Consider the following 22,480-nt stretch of genomic DNA (forward strand, 5'->3'; position numbering starts at 1 on the left):
AGTTGTGCGACATCGTATTCTGATGCTGTTGCTGGGGTTGGCGGTGCTGGTTACTGCTGGCTGTGGCTTTAATCTGCGCGGCACCACTCAGGTGCCACCTGAGCTACAAAAACTGTTACTGGAAAGTGGTGACCCTTATGGCCCATTAACCCGTGCAGTACGTCAACAATTGCGTTTAAGTAACGTCACTATTGTTGATGACCCGATGCGTAAAGATTTGCCAACGCTGCGGATTATCGGTTCATCCGAAAATCAGGATACCGTGTCTATCTTCCGCAACGGCGTGACAGCCGAGTATCAGTTGGTATTACACGTTCAGGCGCAAGTATTGATCCCTGGTCATGATATCTACCCAATTCGGGTAAATATCTTCCGTACCTTCTTCGATAACCCGTTAACCGCACTGGCGAAAGAAGCTGAAGCCGAGGTGCTGCGTCAGGAAATGCGTGACCAGGCAGCGCAACAGTTAGTGCGTAAGCTGTTAGTGGTACATGCTGCGGAAATAAAAAATGCGCAGGAAAATGGCGATACACTCACTAGCAGTAAGACTGCTACCGGTGCCGCTAAAATAGCTGATGTCGAAGAAATCAATATTGGCAAACCTGCCGTCAGTACCCCTGCCCAATGATTCGAGTTTATCCTGAACAACTTGTCGCGCAGCTCCATGAGGGGCTGCGCGCTTGTTATCTGTTGTGTGGTAACGAACCCTTGTTATTACAGGAAAGTCAGGACCATATTCGCCGTGTGGCAGCAACGCATGATTTCAGCGAGCATTTCAGTTTTGCGCTGGATGCTCACACTGAATGGGAGAATATCTTTAGCCTTTGTCAGGCGCTGAGTTTATTTGCCAGCCGACAGACACTGCTATTGAGCTTCCCTGACAGTGGGTTAACCGCACCGATGAATGAACAATTGGTCAAATTATCCGGCCTTTTGCACCCAGACATTTTGTTGATATTACGTGCCAATAAGCTAACAAAAGCGCAAGAAAACAGCGCATGGTTTAAAGCTCTCAGCCCAAGTTCGGTGTTTGTCAGTTGCCAGACACCAGAACAGGCGCAGCTCCCTCGTTGGGTAAGCGCGCGCGCCAAAAGCCTAAATTTAGATATTGATGATGCCGCCATTCAGCTACTTTGTTACTGCTATGAGGGTAACCTGCTGGCGTTATCACAGGCATTGGAACGCCTATCATTACTCTATCCGGACGGTAAATTAACCCTGCCCAAAGTAGAGCAAGCCGTCAACGATGCCGCACATTTCACCCCTTACCACTGGCTTGATGCTTTGCTGGCGGGGAAAAGCAAACGTGCCTGGCATATCCTGCAACAATTACGGCAAGAAGACAGTGAGCCGGTTATTTTGCTACGCACGCTCCAGCGCGAGCTATTACAACTGCTAACACTAAAGCGCCGCATGGAGCAGGTGCCACTGCGAACATTATTCGATCAATTTAAAGTGTGGCAAAATCGTCGTCCGATGATGACTCAAGCGTTACAACGTCTTTCTATGCCACAACTGCAACAGGCCGTGCGTTTATTGTCACAGATGGAAGTTCGCCTGAAGCAGGATTACGGTCAGTCAATCTGGCCGGAGTTAGAAACACTATCTATGCTGATGTGTGGAAAAATTTTACCTGAGAGTTTTTTTGATGCCCAATAAATCCCCGACTCGCACCCTCTATGCCCTGTTCGGCGGTACTTTTGATCCCATTCATTATGGCCATTTAAAGCCAGTTGAAGCATTGGCTCAACAAGCGGGTTTACAACACATTATCTTGTTACCTAACCATGTCCCACCTCATCGACCTCAACCTGAGGCCAATGCACAGCAGCGGCTAAAAATGGTCGAACTTGCCGTGGCCGGCAACCCATTGTTCAGTGTTGATTCACGAGAGTTATTGCGTGATACCCCATCATTCACCATTGATACCTTGGAATCACTTCGTAAAGAACGTGGTGCTGAACGCCCCTTAGCGTTTATTATTGGGCAAGATTCATTATTATCGCTGCATAAGTGGCATCGCTGGCAATCATTGTTAGATGTGTGTCATTTGTTAGTGTGCGCTCGCCCAGGCTATGCGCAAACGCTGGAAACACCAGAGTTACAGCAATGGCTTGATGCTCATCGCGTTGTTGATCCACAGGCGCTGAGCCTGCGGCCGCATGGTGCAATCTATCTGGCAGATACGCCTTTACTGGACATTTCTGCCACAGATATTCGCCATCGGCGTCATAACGGCGAAAGTTGCGATGATCTGCTGCCACGTGCTGTACAGCGATATATTGAGTTACAAGGTTTATATCGTGGCTGAGGGTTTATATCGCGATGCATTGACCCATGTTATACTCCGCCGCTAAATTTCAGGTATTCGCTGAAAACCCCTGTGAATTAGCATAAACAGCTGGCTTTCAGCGGCATCCTGCCGATAAATACATCATAACCGTTCGCTACCGGTAACTGTCCACGGGGTATCCTGTGAAGCAGTACCTGAGAACGTTATAGACAGAAATCACCCGAGGGGGAACCTTTGCAAGGTAAAGCGCTCCAAGAATTTGTTATCGACAAGCTCGATGATTTGAAAGGCCAGGACATTATTACTCTGGATGTTCAGGGTAAGTCCAGCATCACTGATTACATGATTATTTGTACCGGTACCTCCACTCGCCATGTGATGGCGTTGGCTGATAACCTGGTTCAAGAGTCCCGCGCGGCAGGCATGATACCTTTTGGTATCGAAGGTCAGGGTGTCTCTGACTGGGTCGTGGTCGATTTAGGCGAAGTGATTGTGCATGTGATGCAAGAAGAAAGCCGCCGTATGTATGAACTGGAAAAACTCTGGAGCTAAGCGGTGAAACTGCAACTGGTAGCCGTCGGCACTAAAATGCCAGACTGGGTGCAGACAGGTTTTATCGATTACCTGCGCCGCTTTCCCAAAGATATGCCCTTCGAGCTGGTAGAGATACCAGCAGGTAAACGGGGCAAAAATGCGGATATCAAACGCATTTTGGAAAAAGAAGGCGAGCTGATGCTGGCGGCGGTTGGCAAAAACAACCGCATTGTCACGCTGGATATCCCAGGTACTCCCTGGGAGACCCCGCAGTTAGCTCAGCAATTAGAACGCTGGAAGCAGGATGGCCGTGATGTCAGTCTGCTGATTGGCGGGCCTGAGGGGTTAGCCCCGGCCTGTAAAGCCGCCGCAGAGCAGAGCTGGTCGCTCTCTCCGTTGACGCTACCTCATCCTTTAGTGCGCGTTTTAGTGGCGGAGAGCCTCTATCGTGCCTGGAGTATTACGACCAATCACCCTTATCATCGGGAATAAGCGGGCGATGAACCTGAGTAAAGTGATGGCTCTGAGTAAGATGCTGATTTTGGGCAAAATGAAATAGCAGTGGGATGAAAAAAGAACCTAATCCTTTTCGCGACTATTCGGCTGAGTCAGCCTTGTTTGTCCGCCGTGCCCTTGTGGCTTTCCTCGGTATCCTGCTGCTAAGCGGGATATTGGTCGCAAACATGTACAATTTGCAGATAGTCCGTTTTGAAGACTATCGCACCCGTTCCAATGAAAACCGGATTAAGCTGGTTCCTATCGCCCCTAGCCGCGGTATGATATTTGACCGTAACGGCACTCCGCTGGCAATGAACCGGACGATTTATCAGTTAGAACTGATGCCGGAAAAAATAGAAGACCTCCCCGCGACCCTCAATGCACTACGCCCGATAGTGGATCTGACAGATGAGGATATCGCCAACTTTGAAAAAGAGCGTAAGCGCTCACGTCGCTTTACTTCTATTGCGGTTAAAACGCCGCTTACCGAAGTGCAGGTCGCTCGTTTCGCGGTTAACCAGTTCCGCTTCCCTGGCATTGAGGTCAAAGGCTACCAACGCCGCTTCTACCCTTATGGCTCAGCACTGACTCATGTTATCGGCTACGTTTCCAAGATTAACGACAAAGACGTTGAGCGGCTGGATAAAGAAGGCATTCTGGCGAACTATGCCGCCACCCACGATATCGGCAAACTGGGTATTGAGCGCTATTATGAATCCGTATTACACGGCAAAACCGGTTATGAAGAAGTTGAAGTCAATAACCGTGGCCGGGTGATCCGCCAATTACATGAGCAACCACCGCAAGCCGGTAAAGACATTTATCTGACTCTCGATTTGCACCTGCAAACCTATATTGAGCAGTTGTTAAGTGGTAGCCGTGCGGCAGTAGTGGTAACGGATCCGCGCACCGGTGGCATATTGGCCTTAGTGTCAAACCCAAGCTATGACCCGAACTTGTTTGTCGATGGTATCTCTAATAAAGATTATCAAGGGTTATTGAACGACCCGAACCGCCCATTGATCAACCGCGCCACTCAAGGGGTTTACCCGCCCGCCTCGACGGTAAAACCCTATATTGCAGTTTCGGCTCTCAGCGCCGGTGTTATTACCAAAAACACCAGCCTGTTTGATCCCGGTTGGTGGCAGTTGCCCGGTTCGGAAAAACGTTTTCGCGACTGGAAGAAATGGGGTCATGGCCGGCTGAATGTCACCAAAGCGTTGGAAGAATCGGCCGATACCTTCTTCTATCAGGTGGCTTATGACATGGGGATTGATCGTTTATCCTCATGGATGAGCAAATTCGGTTACGGTGAATACACCGGCATCGACTTATCTGAAGAGCGGGCTGGCCTGATGCCGACCCGTGAATGGAAACAAAAACGCCATAAAAAACCTTGGTATCAAGGGGATACCATCCCCGTAGGTATCGGTCAGGGCTATTGGACTGCCACACCTATTCAGATGGCAAAAGCCCTGATGACCCTGATCAATGATGGTGCAGTTAAAACACCTCATTTGCTGCAAAGCACTCGGATTGATGGCGTTTTAGTGCCTTATAAGCAGGAAGACAGTACTCAGATTGGCGATATTCATTCTGGTTACTGGGAAATTGCCAAAGATGGCATGTATGGCGTGGCCAACCGCCCGAACGGAACGGGGCGTAAGTTCTTTGAAGGTACGCCATATAAGGCAGCAGCCAAATCCGGTACCGCGCAGGTTTATAGCTATGAAACCTATAATGCCCACAAAGTGGCCGAACACTTACGTGACCACAAGTTAATGGTTGCGTTTGCCCCCTACGAGAATCCGACGGTATCTGTCGCTATGATTTTAGAAAATGGCGGTGCCGGGCCTGCTGTGGGGACGATTACCCGTCAAATTCTCGACCATATCTTATTGGGCGATAACAACACTGAACTACCGGATGCAGCTCCTCTGCCTCCGGGCGTTGAAGCAGACTAGCTAAAGCAGATTAGTTGCAGCGGATTAAGGTAACTCATGACTGATAATCAACAAAAAGGCTCTTTGTGGTACAAAATGCACATTGACCTGCCGTTTCTGCTTTGCGTACTGGCGCTATTGGCTTATAGCGCCTTCGTGATGTGGAGCGCCAGCGGGCAAGACATGGGTATGATGGAACGCAAGGTCGGTCAAATTGCAATGGGCCTGGTTGTGATGCTGGTCATGGCGCAGATCCCGCCTCGCGTCTATGAAAGCTGGGCACCTTATCTCTATTTTGTCTGTGTCATTTTACTGGTCTTGGTTGATGCATTTGGTCAAATCAGTAAAGGTGCGCAGCGCTGGCTGGATTTAGGCTTTATTCGTTTCCAACCCTCTGAAATTGCGAAAATTGCGGTTCCCTTAATGGTCGCACGCTTTATGAACCGCGACGTCTGCCCCCCGTCATTGAAAAATACCGGTATCGCGCTGATTTTAATCTTTATGCCAACTTTATTGGTAGCCGCACAACCCGATCTGGGCACCTCTATCCTGATAGCAGCATCCGGATTATTTGTTCTGTTCCTTTCCGGTATGAGCTGGCGTTTGATTGCCATTGCAGCCATTTTGGTTGCGGCATTTATTCCTATTCTCTGGTTCTTCCTGATGCATGGCTATCAGCGAGATCGCGTGATGATGCTGCTAGACCCAGAAAGCGATCCGCTCGGTGCGGGTTATCATATTATTCAGTCAAAAATTGCTATTGGTTCCGGTGGGTTATCAGGTAAAGGCTGGCTGCACGGAACTCAATCACAGCTGGAATTCCTACCAGAACGCCATACAGACTTTATCTTTGCCGTACTGGCAGAAGAGTTAGGTTTAATCGGTGTGCTGGTATTATTAGCTCTCTATCTGTGCCTGATTATGCGGGGTTTGGTGATTGCAGCTCATGCACAAACCACCTTCGGCCGAGTCATGGTTGGCGGGCTAATGCTGATACTCTTTGTATATGTGTTTGTTAACATAGGTATGGTAAGTGGAATTTTACCTGTGGTTGGCGTACCTTTGCCTTTGGTCAGCTACGGAGGCTCGGCGCTGATAGTGCTGATGGCCGGGTTTGGTATCGTGATGTCGATACATACTCATCGAAAAATGTTATCTAAGAATTTATAGAGGTGAGCAATGCGTAAGGAATGGCTTTGGATCGGCATCGCAGGTGTATTGCTATCAGCATGTACCAGTCAACCTCCTGCCCCCCAGCAACAAATGCAGCAGACATACAATGGCCCGGTGGTAGAAATAGGCGGTGCAGAGCCACGCTATGAACCTTTCAATCCTAATTTTAATCAGGATTATAAAGTGAATGGCCAGTCTTACAGCATCGTTAAAGACCCACAAAACTTCAGTCAAGTGGGTCTGGCGGCATGGTACGGTGAAGAGGCTAATGGCAACTCTACAGCAACGGGCGAAATCTTTGATCCTAATGCATTGACGGCAGCCCACCCTACGCTGCCCATCCCAAGCTATGTGCGAGTCACTAACATTAGCAATGGTCGCCAGATTGTGGTGCGCGTCAATGACCGCGGCCCTTATACCCCTGGCCGGGTGATTGATTTATCCAAAGCTGCCGCTGACCGCCTAAATATTTCGAATAATACCAAGGTGAAGATTGATTTTATCAATGTAGCACCTGATGGCTCATTATCTGGCCCCGGAATGGTTGGTACCACCATCGCGAAGCAAAGCTATGCATTACCCAGCCGACCAGACCTCACTTCCAGCGGTATGGGTACCCCGATTCAACAGGATGCTCCGGCAGTAAGTGCGCCTGTACGCCCTATCGATAATAGTCATTTGTCCGGTGCCGATGCGACCCAGCCGGTTGCGCCACAAAGCAGTGGCTTCCTGCGCGCATCTACCCCCGTGCCCGCAGGAGTGCTCGAAAGTTCAGAACCCGCGCTGAGTTCACAATCGGTACAGCCACCGGTAGTCACTAACCCCGGCCCAGTGACCTCGTCAGTGGCAGCAGCACCGGCCGCCGCCCCATCATCATCTGGTGGCTATGTGGTTCAAGTGGGCGCACTGAGTGATGCAAGCCGTGCCCAAACCTGGCAACAAAGTCTGAGTCAACGTTTTGGTGTACCAGGGAAAGTCGCCACCAATGGCAGTGTCCACCGTGTTCAGCTTGGGCCATTTAGTAGCCGCCAACAGGCAGTTGAACTGCAACAGCGCCTGTCGAGCGAAGCTCAACAGCAGTCATTTGTGGTTGCGGCACCTTAAATATACATAGCTTGTAGCAATTTAAGTCTAACCAAACAAAAATAACCGTAACTCCCTGTGCTAACAGAATGTTACGGTTGAATGCATAAGCGCCACATGAGTTTATAGCCAAATTAATTAGCGTTGTAGCAAGGCAGCAGCGTCAAGTCAGAAGGCTATGGTATGATGTGGCACGTTTTTTAACTTACTCCCACGGATGTTGTTGTCCTGATCATGAAATATGTAACTACTTCTCGTATTATCAAGAGCCTGGCGCTCGGCACTGTTATTGTTATGAGCGCAGCATCTGCTGCAAACGCTGATGACGTCAACTTAAAAACCATGATCCCCGGCGTACCACAGATCGACGCGGAAGCCTACGTTCTGATTGATTACAACTCCGGCAAAGTATTAGCAGAAATGAATGCCGATGCGCGCCGCAATCCTGCCAGCCTGACCAAAATGATGACCAGCTATGTCATTGGGCAAGCCATCAAAGCAGGTAAAATCGGGCCAGAAGATATGGTTACCGTGGGCAAAGATGCGTGGGCGACCGGCAATCCTGAGTTCAAGGGCTCTTCGTTGATGTTCCTGAAGCCAGGTGACCGTGTGCCAGTGTCAAAACTGACCCGTGGTATCAACCTGCAATCGGGTAACGATGCTTGCGTTGCTATGGCGGATTACGTTGCTGGCAGCCAGGACTCATTCGTAAACCTGATGAACAACTACGTTAAAGCGCTGGGCCTGCAAAATACCCAGTTCAAAACCGTTCACGGTTTAGATGCTGAAGGGCAGTACAGCTCTGCGCGCGATATGGCGTTGATTGGTCAAGCGCTGATTCGCGATGTACCAGATGAGTATGCCATCTACAAAGAGAAAGAATTCACTTTCAACAATATTCGCCAGATGAACCGTAATGGTTTGCTGTGGGATACCAGCTTAAATGTTGATGGTATTAAAACCGGCCATACCGATGCTGCTGGCTATAATCTGGTGGCATCTGCTACCGATGGTCAAATGCGTTTGATTTCAGCCGTTCTGGGTGGTCATACTTATAAAGGCCGTGAAACTGAAAGCAAAAAACTGCTGACTTGGGGCTTCCGTTTCTTTGAAACCGTAGCACCATTGAAAGTCGGTAAAGAGTTTGCTTCAGAGCCAGTTTGGTTCGGTGACAGTGACCGGGTGCAGTTGGGTGTGGATAAAGACGTCTACCTGACTATTCCACGTGGCCGAATGAAAGACTTGAAAGCCAGCTATGTTCTGAATACTCCAGAAATCCATGCACCACTGGCGAAAAACCAGGTTGTCGGGATGATTAACTTCCAGTTGGATGGTAAAACCATCGATCAACGGCCACTGGTTGTCATGAATGAAGTGAAAGAAGGCGGGATCTTCAGCCGCATGGTGGACTACATCAAACTGATGTTCCACCGCTGGTTTGGCTAATCGCTGGCCTTGAAAAGCCGAAGTCGACCCCCATATTATAAATAATGTGAAACTCCCGCTCCGGCGGGAGTTATAATTTTATAGTCGGGTACTTTTTATCCTAACAGCAGTCCGACAACAATCTGTCCGTCAAACCCCAGGAGCGCACATGAAAACTAAACTGAACGAACTGCTTGAGTTCCCTTGTCCCTTTACCTACAAGGTAATGGGCATTGCTGAACCTCAACTGGTTAACCAGGTGGTTGAAGTGGTACAGCGCCATGCTCCGGGCGATTATACCCCCGAAGTCAAACCGAGCAGTAAAGGCAACTATCACTCTGTTTCCATTACCATTACAGCGACCCATATCGATCAAGTGGAAACGCTGTATGAAGAATTAGGCAATCTTGAATTGGTCAGAATGGTGCTGTAATACCGTTCAAATACTGACCACTCACCTATGGCCCACACTGCTTACTCAGCCGTCGGGCCTTATTTTTTTACGGCCAAATAATCGCTTTCATCCGTCAAAATAGTGCCTCCACACAGCTGGACTGGTATACTGACGCCACCATTTCTGTAACCAGATGATGCCTCGCTTGCAACAACACAAGATCATTTTACGTCAGCTAGGGCTACAACCCTATGCCCCCGTATCTCAAGCCATGCATAATTTCACTGAGTTTCGCACCGATACCAGCGCAGATGAAATCTGGCTGGTTGAACATCAACACGTCTTTACTCAGGGTCAGGCAGGAAAAGCCGAACATGTTCTGATGCCCGGTGATATTCCGGTTATCCAAAGTGACCGCGGGGGCCAGGTCACTTATCATGGCCCAGGCCAACAAGTTATGTATATCATGATTGATCTCAAGCGGGCCAAATTGGGTGTGCGACAGCTAGTGACCGCCATTGAAAATACCGTGATTGAGACGCTAGCCCATTTAGGCATTGAATCACAAGCTCGCCCGGATGCCCCCGGTGTTTATGTGGGTCAACAGAAAATTTGTTCATTAGGTCTGCGCATTCGCAGGGGCTGTTCATTCCATGGTCTGGCATTAAATGTTGCAATGGATCTGGAACCCTTCCAGCGCATTAATCCCTGTGGCTACGCAGGCATGCAAATGACGCAAGTCAGCGCGCTGAAAGCGGGTACTACTATGGCCGATGTTCAACCAATATTAGTGCGCGAATTTACCCGTCAGCTAGGTTATCCCGATGCCAAGCAGCAGCCGTGGTCATTGGCTGATTATTTACCACCAGACGCTCGATAGCCCGGCAATAAGCAATGTGAAGTATGAATAACGCCCCCACAGCCACTCAATACGGCGCTATTTACAAACGCCTACAAAATTGGGGGCTGAATGGGACAGGCTAAAGATGATATAATTTTTAAACAAATTTCAAAATTTTTTTAACGACGCCATATCCCGTTGAATTTAATTAAAAATCTCAAGTTGAGAGATTCAGAACTGGAACCTGCACGATTATGAGTAAACCGATTCAGATGGAACGCGGCGTCAAATACCGCGACGCAGATAAAATGGCGCTAATCCCGATTAAAACCGTGGTTACTGAACGCCAAGAGCTGCTGCGTAAACCCGAGTGGATGAAAATCAAGCTTCCTGCTGACTCTAGCCGCATTCAGGGTATTAAAGCAGCAATGCGTAAAAATGGTCTGCACTCGGTTTGCGAAGAGGCCTCCTGCCCCAACCTGTCGGAGTGCTTTAACCACGGTACCGCGACCTTTATGATCCTCGGCGCGATTTGCACCCGCCGTTGCCCATTCTGCGACGTTGCCCACGGCCGCCCAGTGACACCGGATGCCAATGAGCCAGAAAAATTAGCTCAAACAATCAAAGATATGGGTTTGCGCTATGTGGTTATCACCTCGGTTGACCGCGATGATTTACGTGATGGCGGTGCCCAGCATTTTGCAGATTGCATCTCAGCGATTCGTGCCAAAAACCCAACCATTAAAATTGAAACATTAGTGCCAGATTTCCGTGGCCGTATGGATCGCGCGTTAGATATTTTGACTGTCACACCACCAGATGTCTTTAACCACAATCTGGAAAACGTTCCACGGGTATATCGTCAGGTTCGCCCAGGGGCTAACTATGAGTGGTCACTCAAATTATTGGAGCGCTTTAAAGAAGCTCATCCAGATATTCCTACCAAATCTGGTTTGATGGTCGGTTTGGGTGAAACTAATGCTGAAATCGTGGAAGTTATGCGTGATTTGCGCCGTCATGGAGTCACTATGCTGACGCTGGGCCAATATTTGCAACCTAGCCGTCACCATTTACCGGTACAGCGATATGTTAGCCCAGCGGAGTTTGATGAAATGAAAGCGGAAGCAATGGCGATGGGCTTTACCCATGCAGCTTGTGGCCCATTTGTGCGCTCCTCTTACCATGCTGACCTGCAAGCAAAAGGGTTGGAAGTAAAATAAGCCAAATTAGTCTGAATAGTTGTTCAGACTAATTTGATTGAAATATTTTATTACATCTTAAATAGCAGATAATCAAAAACGGATTTCCACTGGAGATCCGTTTTTTAGTTTCTCAGCCGGTTTCTATTACCTGCCGATATAATCAGTCTTTATGCTCGATAGGCGGCTTGGCTTCTGTTGCGACTTTAGTAGACTCAGCAGCCGTGTTGGCTGGAGGAGCATCGTCATTACCCATCGCCTTTTTAAAGCCTTTCAGAGCCGCGCCTAAATCCGCACCTAACGTGCGCAATTTGCTGGTACCAAACAACAACACAATCAATATGCCGACTACCAGCAATTTGGTAATACTGATACCTTCCATACACACCTTCTTGATTAGTACTGTTCATTAAATCATGCGCTATTTACGAATAAATTGCTGATTAAAACAAGAGTAATATGTAACAGATTTCGTTAGTGAACTATGATTTACTCAAGAGTCTATTCTCATTTATTTTGACTCATTCCGGATGAGACATTGCCGTTAACATCCCCCCAAAGCAGAAAGAACGAGGGAGCCGCCAATTGCCTTATTCAAGTAGAATCAATACTCGCAGATCCGGGTTAAGTTTCGCTAAAAGGACTTATTTACCCCGCGCATTTGGTTTAGGTATTGGCATGTTTTGTGTAGGCTCCGTGCTCTACACACAGAATGCTCCATTATGGCTATGGCTAATGCTGGTGCTTAATGGATTGGTATGGCCACATATTGCCTACCTACTGGCCTCACGCTCTGAACAACCGTTTGAGCAAGAAATCATAAACATGAAAATAGACTCGGCGCTGGGAGGTGTCTGGGTTGCAATAATGTCATTCAATGCTCTGCCATCAGTCGTTATTCTCTCCATGATGAGCATGAACAATATTGCTTCTGGTGGGAAAAATGTTTTTTGTAAAGGGCTGGCTTTACAGATAGCCTGTAGTTTACTGACTGCATGGATATTTAATTTGCCCTTTAAACCTGAGACCTCGCCACTTCAGGTATATGCCTGCCTACCGATGATAATTATTTACCCTTCCCTGCTTGGATTAGTCACCTATCGAACCGCAAAACGCCTGGCTGAAAATAAAGAAGAGTTATTGCGTATTAGTGTCAGGGATGGATTAACTGGGCTGTATAACCGTAGGCATTGGGAACATCAGCTACATAATCAATTTGATAGTTGCCGACGCTACCAACATGGTGCCACGCTAATTTTACTGGATATTGATAATTTTAAATCTATAAATGATACCTTTGGTCACGCCGTTGGTGATGAGGCTATTACTGTTCTTGCCGAAGAATTACTGCTGGGGTTGCGAGCCATTGATATTGTTGGCCGCTATGGTGGAGATGAGTTTGGTGCTATTTTACCCAATACAACTGCCGAACAAACGCGGGAAGTATTAATGCGAATTCAGGAAAGGTTAGCCGATTTAGTTTTTACCCAAGCACCGCCCCTGCAACTCAGAGTCAGTGCCGGTATCGCGGATTACCGTCATGACATGATTAACTATCAGCAATGGTTAAAAGCCGCCGATTCTGCACTATATTTGGCAAAAGATAATGGCCGTAACCGCATTGAGCTGGCAAGCTGAATAACGGTAAAATTCCGATATAGTGGTATCCCTAAAGAAAGGTGTTTATGTTTAATACATTGCTTGCAGTATTTATTGGTGGTGGTGTGGGCAGTGTCGCCCGTTGGCTGGTCAGTCTGAAGCTAAACAGTTTTTCCCCCAATATCCCGGTTGGAACACTTATTGTAAACCTGGTCGGTGCTTTTATTATCGGCCTGACATTAGCACTGTTCACCCGAATTGCACACATTGATCCTGTTTGGAAATTACTCATTACTACTGGCTTTTGTGGTGGGCTGACGACATTTTCAACCTTCTCCGTTGAAGTTGTCTATTTACTTCAGGATGGGAAATTAGCTTGGGCTGCGGGCACAGTTGCACTTAATCTGGCCGGTTCACTTGCCATGACAATGCTAGCTTTCATATTGGTTAATTACTTTGCTGCTCAATAATCGTGGACCAAAGAGCACCACTGTTTACTGCATCTTAATGTTTTCTTAATCTACGAACCGGATAATTATTTAGCAGAGAACAGTTAGCCAATGGGGTGACTGATGTGCTGGATAGATCCTATGTTTAGTTTACCCAAAACAGGAACTGAATGGCTGGCAGTTATTTTTTGCCTGGTTATCACCGTTGCCTTTTTAAGGGCATATCTCTTTTAGCCCACTCTCACGTCAATGCTTGTTGACACGATAAATAAAAAACCCGCCTGATAACAATGAGGCGGGTTTTAAGAGATATGGGCTACTTAGATAGCGATAACATTAGCAGCTGATGGCCCTTTGGCACCGCTCGTGATTTCAAATTCTACACGCTGGCCTTCAGCAAGAGTTTTGAAACCGTTGCTAGCGATGGCTGAGAAATGAACGAAAACGTCCTTGCTGCCATCTTCTGGGGTAATAAAACCAAAGCCTTTAGCTTCATTGAACCACTTAACGCTACCTTTAATCTTAGACATCAAACTTACCTTTACGTGAATGTTGGACACAAAATGTGTGTCAAATACAGTACAGCAATAGAACTGTTTTTTGTCCACGGCAGAGATCACAAAAAACAGAGAAAAAGTGAAAACCTCAGCTTTTATGCTCAATTTTTAGCACAGAAATCCATGTTTCGTTCTTTTACAGCTCACCCGCACTGGCCCTAAAAAAGTCCCAGACTGTATCTGAAAGCGTTTCACCTGTATTATACTTGTCCATTGGATACGCTAATACGAGATGCATGATGAACGGTAGAATAACAACTTTTTTTGAAGATAAAGGTTTTGGTTTTATCACCGATGAGAACGGAGATAACCGTTATTTTCACGTTATTAAAGTTGCTAATCCCGAGATGATTAAAAAAGGTGCGGAAGTGACTTTCGAGCCAACAACCAATACCAAAGGGTTGTCAGCATTTGCGGTGAAAGTGGCCATTGAGAGCAAATACATTTTTATTGCCAATGAAAGAATCAAACTCACCAGTATCAAATCTTTCAATACTTTTACTAAAGAAGTGCCTGCACAGGCTGAAGTTGATAAAGCCAATACCATCCTTTCAGTCAATTTGCTGATGAGTAAAATCCGGCCGCAGGAAGAAGATATTTCAGAGAAAACTGTGCCATTAAAAATGTTATCGATAACAACATTCCAAAATGTCACTTACACATTCTCAGAGCATGAAGTTGATATTGACAGTACGATTGCCAAATTGAAGAGTATTTAATCCCGATTTGATTTTACTAAAACGCCGCGATATCCCCATAAACAGCCCCAAATAGCTTTGGGGCTGTCCGGGTATTCCCGGATTTTGAAGCTGGCATCCCTGCCCGCTAGCACTAGACAATCCCTTTAGTATTCTCTGATGTTGACGGGAAAAGTAACCAAAAATCCAGTCCGTTATTTATATTAACTATTTGAACATAAACATTTTAATCAATTCAACGTCAGTACGGGCTCCCAGTTTTTTCATAGCAGACCGTTTTTGCCCACTGACTGTTTTCTCACTCTTTTTCAAAATCCTAGCGATATCACCGCCGGAAAAACCTTCATTAAATAATTTCAACACGATATTTTCATTGGGTGTCAAATACTGCCGCTCCGACGACGGTAAACTCAGAACTCTCGTAGATTTACGCTCAGATAAGTTATCTTTAAGCCCGCGAAGCTTACGTTTGAAAACAGTCGTAATTTTATTAGTAACAGTATCAACGCAATCTTCTCTGAAGATCATCGTCACATTGCCGAATCTTGGGATACCCTGTAAAAAGCTATTCAAACGAGCATCACAAATCAAAAAAACATCAGCTTCTGAAGGTGCTTTATCCAAACGCTTTAGAGCATCAAAAAAACTGAACTCATCAACCCCAATAAAAATGATATCTGCTGAATAAAATGCTTTTCGATAGAATTTGATCTCTTTTTTAAATCCTAGAGATGTAAATATCTTTTTTACGATAGCTACCATACCTAGTGTTTGATATTTATCGTTATCAACGATCATACAGCTTATCATATTGGCCACACCCGCTAGTGCTTCAGCACTCTATGAATTGTTAACTCACATCTGTTTGTGATGAAATAAAAATTATTAAATATTATGAAGATAGACCAGAAACACCTTACTTTTGAGTAAACCATAGAGGCGTCATGAGATATATAGGAAGGCAACACCGGAGGGTGTAGGAAACGTCTTTTTTTCAAAAGAATATTTCTCGTTCATTTATTTATAGTTAAATCTGTCAGGCGTGACAGCATTTAGATTGTATGTAAAAATAGAGAAAAATTAGTGGCCTAACTAGGAAGGTTCTAATGCTATACCTACGCCATATACAGCTGGATATCTCATTTAACCTTATTTCAAGCCGAACGATTATATGAGAAACGTCGGTTTACATGCGCTAAAGACATTAAGCTGCTTTTCTGCCGTTACCTTTTATTCTGCCAGCAAAACCTGTACCGAACAGTGCTTTTTAGGTGGAGAAGTAATGGGGGTTTTGTACTTTTTGTCGATCATCGCCACCCCACTGTTTTTTATGATTATCGGTTATATCGATTCGAGCGATGAGATAGATCAAGCAGATATACTCAGAAAATTAAAATCTATCATAACCATTATCATTTTCTGGAACGTGCTTTTCTACTTTATCAATGAGGATGGCTTCAAGCGAGGCTATTTCCTGCAAAGCTGGCTTTTATTCAGTATTGCTATTATTTATCTGATCAACCCGATAATCTCGAAAGTACTACAAAGTAACAGAACGGCTATCATCACTCTCTCGTGTCTGGTTATATTCTCTATTTCTATCGATTTAATCAGCGCGTTCAGTGAAAGACCATATTTAATTGATTTTCCACAATATTTTAGACTATGGACGTGGGTGTTTTATTATATGACTGGCAGGTTCCTCTGCTCAAAAATTTGCCAAAAAATAACCAAATTGCCAAGGATCCGTCTTGTCGCAAAAGTACTTCTTATCCCGACGGCAGTTTCAATGTATTACTATGAAAGCTTTATGTCGATACATGTATATAAAACAGTGAATGCAGGCTACTTCCTCGATAACTTGCATGTTTTAATTCTGAGCTTATGTTTATTTGTAATATTTGATAACTTTGACACTAAACATGAATGGATAAAGAAAACACTGGCCTATATCAGTCCATCCATGATCGGGGTGTATATCTTGCATGATGGGATTTTCTATTTTATTGCCAGCGCATATAACTTATCTGATGTCACATTGAGGTTCACATTACTGTTGTCAGTATTTGCGGCCTCAGTCCTGTTATCACGAATTCTATTACTTAATAAATACACATCACGTTTTATCTCGTTTTGATAGATATTACCCGCTTCCATACGAAGTGGTGGCGGGTCAGATATGCAGCAACAACAAAACTCGCGCAAGATAAAATATACTAGCAGAATCACCTATATCGGAGACAACAGGCGATGGGTGGTAGCAGGCGCTTCTGTCCAACACTTTTCATTATTGAATCTGAATCAAGGTCAGGGTATTGCCGAATACTGCGCCAGTATCAATATAGAGCTGGTTTTTAAATAGTGATGGTTTTACCAGCGGCGTGTGACCAAAAATAAATTTATCAGCCCCGGAGATCTCATCACTTTCTCCCTTCATAGCCGCGTTAAGGCGCTTACGATTCCATAAGACTAAATGCTCATCAACAAATTTGCCGTAAACATACTCATCTGAAGGATAATCAGCATGAGCGATAACATATTTCCCGTTGTCAGTCGTAACCTCAATTACCAGTGGTAGCTGTTCGGCCTGTTTAATCAACTGTTCAACCTGATATCTATTATTTCCTTCCAATAAGAAGAACCAGCGCCCGCCATTGGCTATCCAGGTATCAGCCTCATCACCGGCCAGTACATCAATAGCCATTTGCTCATGATTGCCACGAACAGCACGAAACCAATATGCATTAAGCAGTTCATAACATTCCGTATTCTGAGGGCCGCGATCAGCCAGATCTCCCACAGAAACAAGTAAATCAGACGAGCGATCAAAGGCAACTCGACCCAAACTATCCATCAACTTTTTATAGCAGCCATGAATATCACCAACAACAAAGATACGCCGGTATTCACCGCCATTTATTTTTTGGTACATAGTAGGCCTCACAGTCAGTGTATTGCCTACTTTAATTTTAGCTTAATTGCTCAATTTATGAGCACAAATGCGGGGTTTAGTTAAAAATAGAGGGGGAATGTGGTGAGTTTCAACACACGGCAATTTTTTGTTGATAGATGCACGTCACTCTCGTACTGCGGGAATTCTTTATAAATGCTATTTCAAAAATAGAATAAACCGCCCTCAAGCGGCTTATTCTACGTTGAAAGGACAACAAACCGCCTTAGGATCACTGAGGCCGATATATGTCTCTGTAGTGGGCTAATCTTTCCCGGAAAAAATCGAGTTCATCTGATGAAAGTTTTGCTTCAATTTCGTCAACTTTAATTTTCTTTTTTTGGTTTTCCATAAAAGCAACCGTGGATGCCACAAAATCCAGGCTGGTATGGCAATATGCCGAAACAAGTTTTTCAAGTGCTGACATGTTACCCCCCCTTTATCTGACCTAGCACACTGCAAAATTTAACACAAATAATTATATTAAAACCGAGACACAGATCAACCAAAAAGGAAATAGCCAACCGCAGGCCCCTGACGCCAGCAGTGTTATTGATTTTAAACTGAAGTCAGGTATTTTGTCGTGGGTCGATGTTTTTTAGCGGGTTTTCCGTTATGGTTTAGATAACCCAGCCAAAACTTACCATTGATAATGAGATCAGAATTGAAATGAGAAAAACAACAATGATTATGATAGCAATTGCCCTCGCGGTATTTGCTTACACGCATTTTACCGGAGCCTAACGCTATCAAACCTATGCTAAAAGTTATCGCACAAGACTTTATCAAACCAGAAAACATCAGTGATGTTATGCCGCTCTATAAAGAATTAGTGGAAAAAACAAAGCTTGAACCCCTTTGTATTTCCTATGATTTGTACATTGATGATAAAGACCCTGGTAGCTTCGTTTTTATTGAAGAGTGGCCAGACCAAGCGGCATTAGATACACATTGCGCAACAGAGCATTTCAGACGGTTGGTTCCGCAGATCAACCAATATCAGCGAAAAGAGTGCACATTCATCTTTATGCACCCTTTTGAATAGCGTTTCAAAGCAACCGGTTACAATACCTGTTGCTCTTCTTCATGATATTGATTCTGCCACATAGCTGAGTACCCACCATTGTGCAGCAATAATTCCTCATGCCGCCCGCGTTCAACTATTGCGCCCGCTTCCATCACAATAATTTCATCAGCATCAATAATGGTGGATAAACGGTGAGCAATAACCAACGTCGTGTGATCACGGCTAACTTCTCGTAAATGGGCCTGAATCTCGCGCTCAGTATGGGTATCTAATGCACTGGTTGCTTCATCAAAAACCAAAATAGCCGGATTTTTAAGAATCGTACGCGCAATCGCTACCCGCTGTTTCTCACCACCAGATAATTTAAGCCCGCGCTCCCCGACCCGCGTCTCATAGCCATCAGGTAAGCTAATAATGAAATCATGGATATGCGCGAGTTTCGCTGCTCGTTCTATCTCAGCAAAACTTGAAGAGGTTCTGCCATAAGCAATGTTATAACGCAGCGTGTCATTAAATAGCACCGTATCTTGAGGCACGATACCAATAGCCTCACGTAAACTTGCTTGAGTCACATTGCGGATGTCTTGATCATCAATATAAATCGCACCATCAGTCACATCATAAAAACGAAACAGCAAGCGAGATAGTGTCGATTTACCGGCTCCTGATGCCCCCACCACTGCCACCGTTTTACCCGCCGGAATAGTAAAACTCACCTTATTCAGAATAGGTCGGCGTGGGTCATAACCGAAACTCACAGAGTCGAAGCGCACTTCTCCTCTTGTCAGCTGCAAAGTTGGCGCATTAGGACGATCTGTAATTTCTTTTTTTACCATCAATAAATCGAGCATATTCTCCATATCAATCAGCGCCTGTCTGATCTCGGAGTAAATAAACCCAAAGAAGTTGAGTGGCTGATACAACTGAAGAAGATAAGCATTGACCAACACAAAGTCACCGATGGTCATACGACCTTGCGTAATACCTTGCGCCGCCATAGACATCATCACAACCAGCCCTACCGATATAATGGCTGTTTGCCCCAGACTTAATGCAGTAAAACTAAATTGATTTTTTATCGCTGCATATTCATACAGCTGTCTGGAGTGATTAAAACGTTCGGCCTCAAACTGTTCATTACCAAAATATTTTACAGTTTCATAATTTATCAGGCTGTCGATAGACTTGGTGTTGGCATCGGCATTAGCTTGATTCAGCTCGCGCCGAAAGCGAGTTCGCCAACTGACAGCCATCACGGTAAATAGGATGTAACAGGCAACGGTCGCCAAAATGGCGACAGCAAACCAGCCATCGAGCAGATGCCACATAATAAGAGAGACTAATGTTATCTCAAATAAAATGGGGAATATGGAGAACAAGATGCGCGAAAGTACCGTCGCAACCGCTTGTGTACCGCGCTCAATAGATAAAGATAACCCACCCGTTTGCCTGTCCAGATGAAAACGTAAGCTGAGATCATGTAATTGCTTAAATACCCGTAAACCAAGTAACCGCGTCGCATTCTGACTGACATGCACAAACATGACGTTACGCAACTCTTCAAATAGAGAAGCACTGATTCTCGCGACCCCATAAGCAATTATCAAGGTGATGGGAATAGCCATCATCTTGGCATTTTCACTGCTCAATGTGTCGATCATCGCCCTATATGCAAGAGGGACCAGAGTGGTGCTGACCTTCGAAACCACCATAAATATGACGGCAGCAATTAGGTAGTAACGCAGTTTAGGATTATTTTTAGGCCACAGGTAAGGCAGCAGGAATTTCAGTATACGGGAGCGATCCATATTTATTTATTTGTCATCTCAAGTGGGTAAGCAGTCATTATTTTTTATATTCTGCCACGTATCAGAGTCATGACCTAACAAACAAGTCAATATCAACAATCATTGAGCTAGCTCAGTTTGAGCCGCCATATACCGATGGATGCGATATGTTCGTTAATTAAATTGTGTTGCACAGTTAGTTTTCTTTCATTTTTTTTGACCAACATGAACAATTCTCTTCGATATCCAAATTATGTGATCGGAGTAACATTACTTCTATCGAAAGCAACCGGCTTTCACATCAATAAACACAAGAGAATTTATTATGAAAATGACTATCGCAGCTCTGACCTTAATTGCAGCAATTCTGGCTCCAACTGTTTCAATGGCAAATATTGGTGACCATGACAGCTATCAAGGCACCTACTCCATCAGCCAGGGCCAAAGCACTAATAACGCGGGCCAAACAGCGAAAAACTAAAAAACCAACAGCCCCACTTAATATTGAGTGGGGCTTTTAATTATCATCAATACTATTCATTATCACCAAAATCAGATACCCAATTCTTAAGTACTCGCTGTTTTATCTCCTCGGGATAGGCATAATCGAATGAGCTGATAGAACCGTGATTTTCAGGTAACAACGCATCAATCACTACGCGTTTTCCTTTACGGCTGTGGCGCTCGGCCTGCGAATAACAACTTAATAGTGGCAAAATTGCACTTTCATAGAAATAACGCCTTTTCTCAGGATGTACACGAGTCGATAATGCCCAAAGTAGCGAATGGGTATCTGTTGGATCTATATCGTCATCCAGCACCACGATTTTGGGTAATTTAATACTATTACGCGTCTGATGAATAATATCCCCAATTTTTTTAGTCAATTGTTCACTACTCAAGTCTGGATGGAGTTGGCGCCAATTGTGCTTAATAGATACGATCATTAAATGACAGGCAGAATATAGCGGCCCCCAAACAAAGGACACCGGCATATTCGCTTCCAACAACACATTCTGAATAGCTGCTGCATCGCCTATCCCCGAACATGTGTGATATTCATCAACCGGCTTACCCTCAGCAACCACAGGCCAAATGGGGTTGTCTTGCCAACTAATTGCTTCAATTGACAAGATCGGTTGTAGTGAGTTTTCATTTGGTGTGTATCCAGCAAATTCACCAAATGGCCCTTCTACACCTTCGCGAGTAATAGCAAAATAGCCTTCAATAACGACTTCGGAACTGGCTGGTACCCTCAAATGATGCGTCTCACATTTAACAACCTCGATTCCCTTACCATATAGCGCACCAATATAGTCGGCTTCGTTAACATCTCGGTCAAGCAGAGGCAACCCGGCAACATAGGGGACGATGGGTTCACATCCCTGAACCAACGCATAAGGCATCGGCTTACCTATTTTGACCCACTCCTCCCATATATCAGCAATATGCTGGCTAGGGAAAACCAATGCAATCATCTGTCGGTCATTATGATATTGCACACGTTGTATTGACCAGTTACACCATTTGCCGTCAGGTGATTCAACAATAAACACGCCCCAGGTATTAACATAACGGTTGCCGTCATATTGATGTACCTGCGGTATAGGAAAGCGAGCCAATGTTGCTTTCTCCCCATGAAGAATATTTTGCTTGCAGGCTGCTGAATTACGGTCTATTTCTTTCGGTAAATAAGGCTTTTTTTTCAAGCCATCGACCAGATACTGAACAATATCCTGCGCCGTTGCTGTTAAGGGTAATCCTAAAGACATCGCTACCCGGGAAAGTGGGTATTCAGCATTGGATGATAAGGCAGCCAGTCCGCCGACAATTGAACAACCAGGATAATCTTTTATATTGGTCATCAAAGGCACTGGGGCTTCAATTTCCGCACAGCGGCGAATAATTGCCGCAGCTTCTAAATAACTATCGACGGGACGGTTAATTACCCTCAAATCGCCCTGTTCTTGCAGCAAGCTTATTTGTTCGCGTACACTTTTTAAAAACATGATTGACTCCCACGTCAGAGA

25 protein-coding genes are annotated in these 22,480 nt (G+C 45.2%); 18 read left to right on the forward strand and 7 right to left on the reverse strand.

Going from position 1 to position 22,480, the window contains the following annotated elements:
• Positions 1 to 4 precede the first annotated feature (4 nt).
• The 12 genes from lptE (at position 5) to lipA (ending at position 11,404) form a co-directional block, all read left to right on the forward strand.
• The gene (gene lptE, locus QSV56_RS02720; RefSeq protein ID WP_046695318.1) at positions 5 to 628 is read left to right on the forward strand and encodes an LPS assembly lipoprotein LptE; all 624 of its coding nucleotides are present in this window, start codon (positions 5 to 7) and stop codon (positions 626 to 628) included.
• On the forward strand, positions 625 to 1,659 hold the full coding sequence (holA, locus tag QSV56_RS02725) for a DNA polymerase III subunit delta (RefSeq protein WP_046695319.1): 1,035 nt from the start codon (positions 625 to 627) through the stop codon (positions 1,657 to 1,659). The genes lptE and holA overlap by 4 nt, the downstream gene beginning before the upstream one ends.
• A complete protein-coding gene (gene nadD, locus QSV56_RS02730; protein WP_046695320.1) occupies positions 1,649 to 2,311 on the forward strand; it encodes a nicotinate-nucleotide adenylyltransferase in 663 nt (220 codons plus the stop codon). The genes holA and nadD overlap by 11 nt, the downstream gene beginning before the upstream one ends.
• A 216-nt stretch (positions 2,312 to 2,527) precedes the next feature.
• Entirely contained in the window at positions 2,528 to 2,845 is a 318-nt protein-coding gene (gene rsfS / locus QSV56_RS02735) for a ribosome silencing factor (RefSeq protein WP_005167894.1), read from the forward strand.
• Positions 2,846 to 2,848: 3 nt separating this feature from the next.
• Positions 2,849 to 3,319 (forward strand): 23S rRNA (pseudouridine(1915)-N(3))-methyltransferase RlmH, encoded by a 471-nt coding sequence (rlmH, locus tag QSV56_RS02740; protein ID WP_004390602.1) that lies wholly within the window; start codon positions 2,849 to 2,851, stop codon positions 3,317 to 3,319.
• Positions 3,320 to 3,393: 74 nt separating this feature from the next.
• Positions 3,394 to 5,289 carry a peptidoglycan DD-transpeptidase MrdA gene (gene mrdA / locus QSV56_RS02745; RefSeq protein WP_005167891.1) on the forward strand — a complete coding sequence of 632 codons (1,896 nt, stop codon included), beginning with the start codon at positions 3,394 to 3,396 and terminating at the stop codon, positions 5,287 to 5,289.
• Between the two features lie 36 nt (positions 5,290 to 5,325).
• A complete protein-coding gene (mrdB, locus tag QSV56_RS02750) occupies positions 5,326 to 6,438 on the forward strand; it encodes a peptidoglycan glycosyltransferase MrdB (RefSeq protein ID WP_011816839.1) in 1,113 nt (370 codons plus the stop codon).
• Between the two features lie 9 nt (positions 6,439 to 6,447).
• The gene (gene rlpA, locus QSV56_RS02755) at positions 6,448 to 7,545 is read left to right on the forward strand and encodes an endolytic peptidoglycan transglycosylase RlpA (RefSeq protein WP_301210614.1); all 1,098 of its coding nucleotides are present in this window, start codon (positions 6,448 to 6,450) and stop codon (positions 7,543 to 7,545) included.
• Between the two features lie 213 nt (positions 7,546 to 7,758).
• Complete coding sequence (gene dacA / locus QSV56_RS02760; RefSeq protein WP_005158391.1) at positions 7,759 to 8,970, forward strand: D-alanyl-D-alanine carboxypeptidase DacA; 1,212 nt, start codon at positions 7,759 to 7,761, stop codon at positions 8,968 to 8,970.
• 148 nt (positions 8,971 to 9,118) lie between these two features.
• Positions 9,119 to 9,382 (forward strand): DUF493 family protein YbeD, encoded by a 264-nt coding sequence (ybeD, locus tag QSV56_RS02765; protein ID WP_005158389.1) that lies wholly within the window; start codon positions 9,119 to 9,121, stop codon positions 9,380 to 9,382.
• Between the two features lie 154 nt (positions 9,383 to 9,536).
• Positions 9,537 to 10,223 (forward strand): lipoyl(octanoyl) transferase LipB, encoded by a 687-nt coding sequence (gene lipB / locus QSV56_RS02770; protein ID WP_019081198.1) that lies wholly within the window; start codon positions 9,537 to 9,539, stop codon positions 10,221 to 10,223.
• Positions 10,224 to 10,438: 215 nt separating this feature from the next.
• Entirely contained in the window at positions 10,439 to 11,404 is a 966-nt protein-coding gene (lipA, locus tag QSV56_RS02775; protein ID WP_004712243.1) for a lipoyl synthase, read from the forward strand.
• 142 nt (positions 11,405 to 11,546) lie between these two features.
• Here lipA and tatA read toward each other — a convergent pair whose 3' ends face one another.
• Positions 11,547 to 11,765 (reverse strand): Sec-independent protein translocase subunit TatA, encoded by a 219-nt coding sequence (gene tatA, locus QSV56_RS02780; RefSeq protein ID WP_019081199.1) that lies wholly within the window; start codon positions 11,763 to 11,765, stop codon positions 11,547 to 11,549.
• A gap of 203 nt (positions 11,766 to 11,968) precedes the next feature.
• Here tatA and QSV56_RS02785 point away from each other — a divergent pair, with 203 nt between their 5' ends.
• Together QSV56_RS02785 and crcB are read left to right on the forward strand one after the other, a co-directional pair.
• On the forward strand, positions 11,969 to 13,021 hold the full coding sequence (locus QSV56_RS02785; RefSeq protein WP_020283421.1) for a diguanylate cyclase: 1,053 nt from the start codon (positions 11,969 to 11,971) through the stop codon (positions 13,019 to 13,021).
• Between the two features lie 47 nt (positions 13,022 to 13,068).
• Positions 13,069 to 13,452: a fluoride efflux transporter CrcB gene (crcB, locus tag QSV56_RS02790; protein WP_019082651.1), complete on the forward strand. Its 384-nt coding sequence runs from the start codon at positions 13,069 to 13,071 to the stop codon at positions 13,450 to 13,452.
• A 299-nt stretch (positions 13,453 to 13,751) separates the two neighbouring features.
• Here the strand turns inward: crcB and cspE are convergent, their stop codons facing one another.
• Positions 13,752 to 13,961, reverse strand: coding sequence for a transcription antiterminator/RNA stability regulator CspE (gene cspE / locus QSV56_RS02795; protein ID WP_004716300.1), 210 nt, complete (start codon positions 13,959 to 13,961; stop codon positions 13,752 to 13,754).
• A gap of 266 nt (positions 13,962 to 14,227) precedes the next feature.
• On the opposite strand from cspE, the gene QSV56_RS02800 reads away from it, so the two are divergent.
• On the forward strand, positions 14,228 to 14,707 hold the full coding sequence (locus QSV56_RS02800) for a cold-shock protein (protein WP_019082650.1): 480 nt from the start codon (positions 14,228 to 14,230) through the stop codon (positions 14,705 to 14,707).
• Between the two features lie 186 nt (positions 14,708 to 14,893).
• Here QSV56_RS02800 and QSV56_RS02805 read toward each other — a convergent pair whose 3' ends face one another.
• Positions 14,894 to 15,484 (reverse strand): LuxR family transcriptional regulator, encoded by a 591-nt coding sequence (locus QSV56_RS02805; RefSeq protein ID WP_019081202.1) that lies wholly within the window; start codon positions 15,482 to 15,484, stop codon positions 14,894 to 14,896.
• 373 nt (positions 15,485 to 15,857) lie between these two features.
• Here QSV56_RS02805 and QSV56_RS02810 point away from each other — a divergent pair, with 373 nt between their 5' ends.
• Positions 15,858 to 16,823: an acyltransferase gene (locus QSV56_RS02810; RefSeq protein ID WP_019081203.1), complete on the forward strand. Its 966-nt coding sequence runs from the start codon at positions 15,858 to 15,860 to the stop codon at positions 16,821 to 16,823.
• A gap of 150 nt (positions 16,824 to 16,973) precedes the next feature.
• On the opposite strand, the gene QSV56_RS02815 is transcribed toward QSV56_RS02810, so the two are convergent.
• Positions 16,974 to 17,618 carry a metallophosphoesterase gene (locus tag QSV56_RS02815; RefSeq protein WP_019081204.1) on the reverse strand — a complete coding sequence of 215 codons (645 nt, stop codon included), beginning with the start codon at positions 17,616 to 17,618 and terminating at the stop codon, positions 16,974 to 16,976.
• Between the two features lie 250 nt (positions 17,619 to 17,868).
• Positions 17,869 to 18,063, reverse strand: coding sequence for a glycogen synthase (locus QSV56_RS02820; protein WP_005167868.1), 195 nt, complete (start codon positions 18,061 to 18,063; stop codon positions 17,869 to 17,871).
• A gap of 330 nt (positions 18,064 to 18,393) precedes the next feature.
• Here QSV56_RS02820 and QSV56_RS02825 point away from each other — a divergent pair, with 330 nt between their 5' ends.
• Positions 18,394 to 18,681, forward strand: a complete 288-nt coding sequence (locus tag QSV56_RS02825; RefSeq protein ID WP_019081206.1) for a putative quinol monooxygenase — start codon at positions 18,394 to 18,396, stop codon at positions 18,679 to 18,681.
• A 17-nt stretch (positions 18,682 to 18,698) separates the two neighbouring features.
• Here QSV56_RS02825 and QSV56_RS02830 read toward each other — a convergent pair whose 3' ends face one another.
• On the reverse strand, positions 18,699 to 20,471 hold the full coding sequence (locus QSV56_RS02830; protein ID WP_301210615.1) for an ABC transporter ATP-binding protein/permease: 1,773 nt from the start codon (positions 20,469 to 20,471) through the stop codon (positions 18,699 to 18,701).
• A gap of 304 nt (positions 20,472 to 20,775) precedes the next feature.
• On the opposite strand from QSV56_RS02830, the gene QSV56_RS02835 reads away from it, so the two are divergent.
• A complete protein-coding gene (locus QSV56_RS02835) occupies positions 20,776 to 20,931 on the forward strand; it encodes a hypothetical protein (RefSeq protein ID WP_005167863.1) in 156 nt (51 codons plus the stop codon).
• Between the two features lie 52 nt (positions 20,932 to 20,983).
• On the opposite strand, the gene QSV56_RS02840 is transcribed toward QSV56_RS02835, so the two are convergent.
• On the reverse strand, positions 20,984 to 22,459 hold the full coding sequence (locus QSV56_RS02840; RefSeq protein WP_050158680.1) for a UbiD family decarboxylase: 1,476 nt from the start codon (positions 22,457 to 22,459) through the stop codon (positions 20,984 to 20,986).
• Positions 22,460 to 22,480: the final 21 nt, after the last annotated feature.

The organism is Yersinia sp. 22-579 (assembly GCF_030433455.1).
Taxonomy (GTDB): Bacteria; Pseudomonadota; Gammaproteobacteria; order Enterobacterales; family Enterobacteriaceae; genus Yersinia; species Yersinia enterocolitica.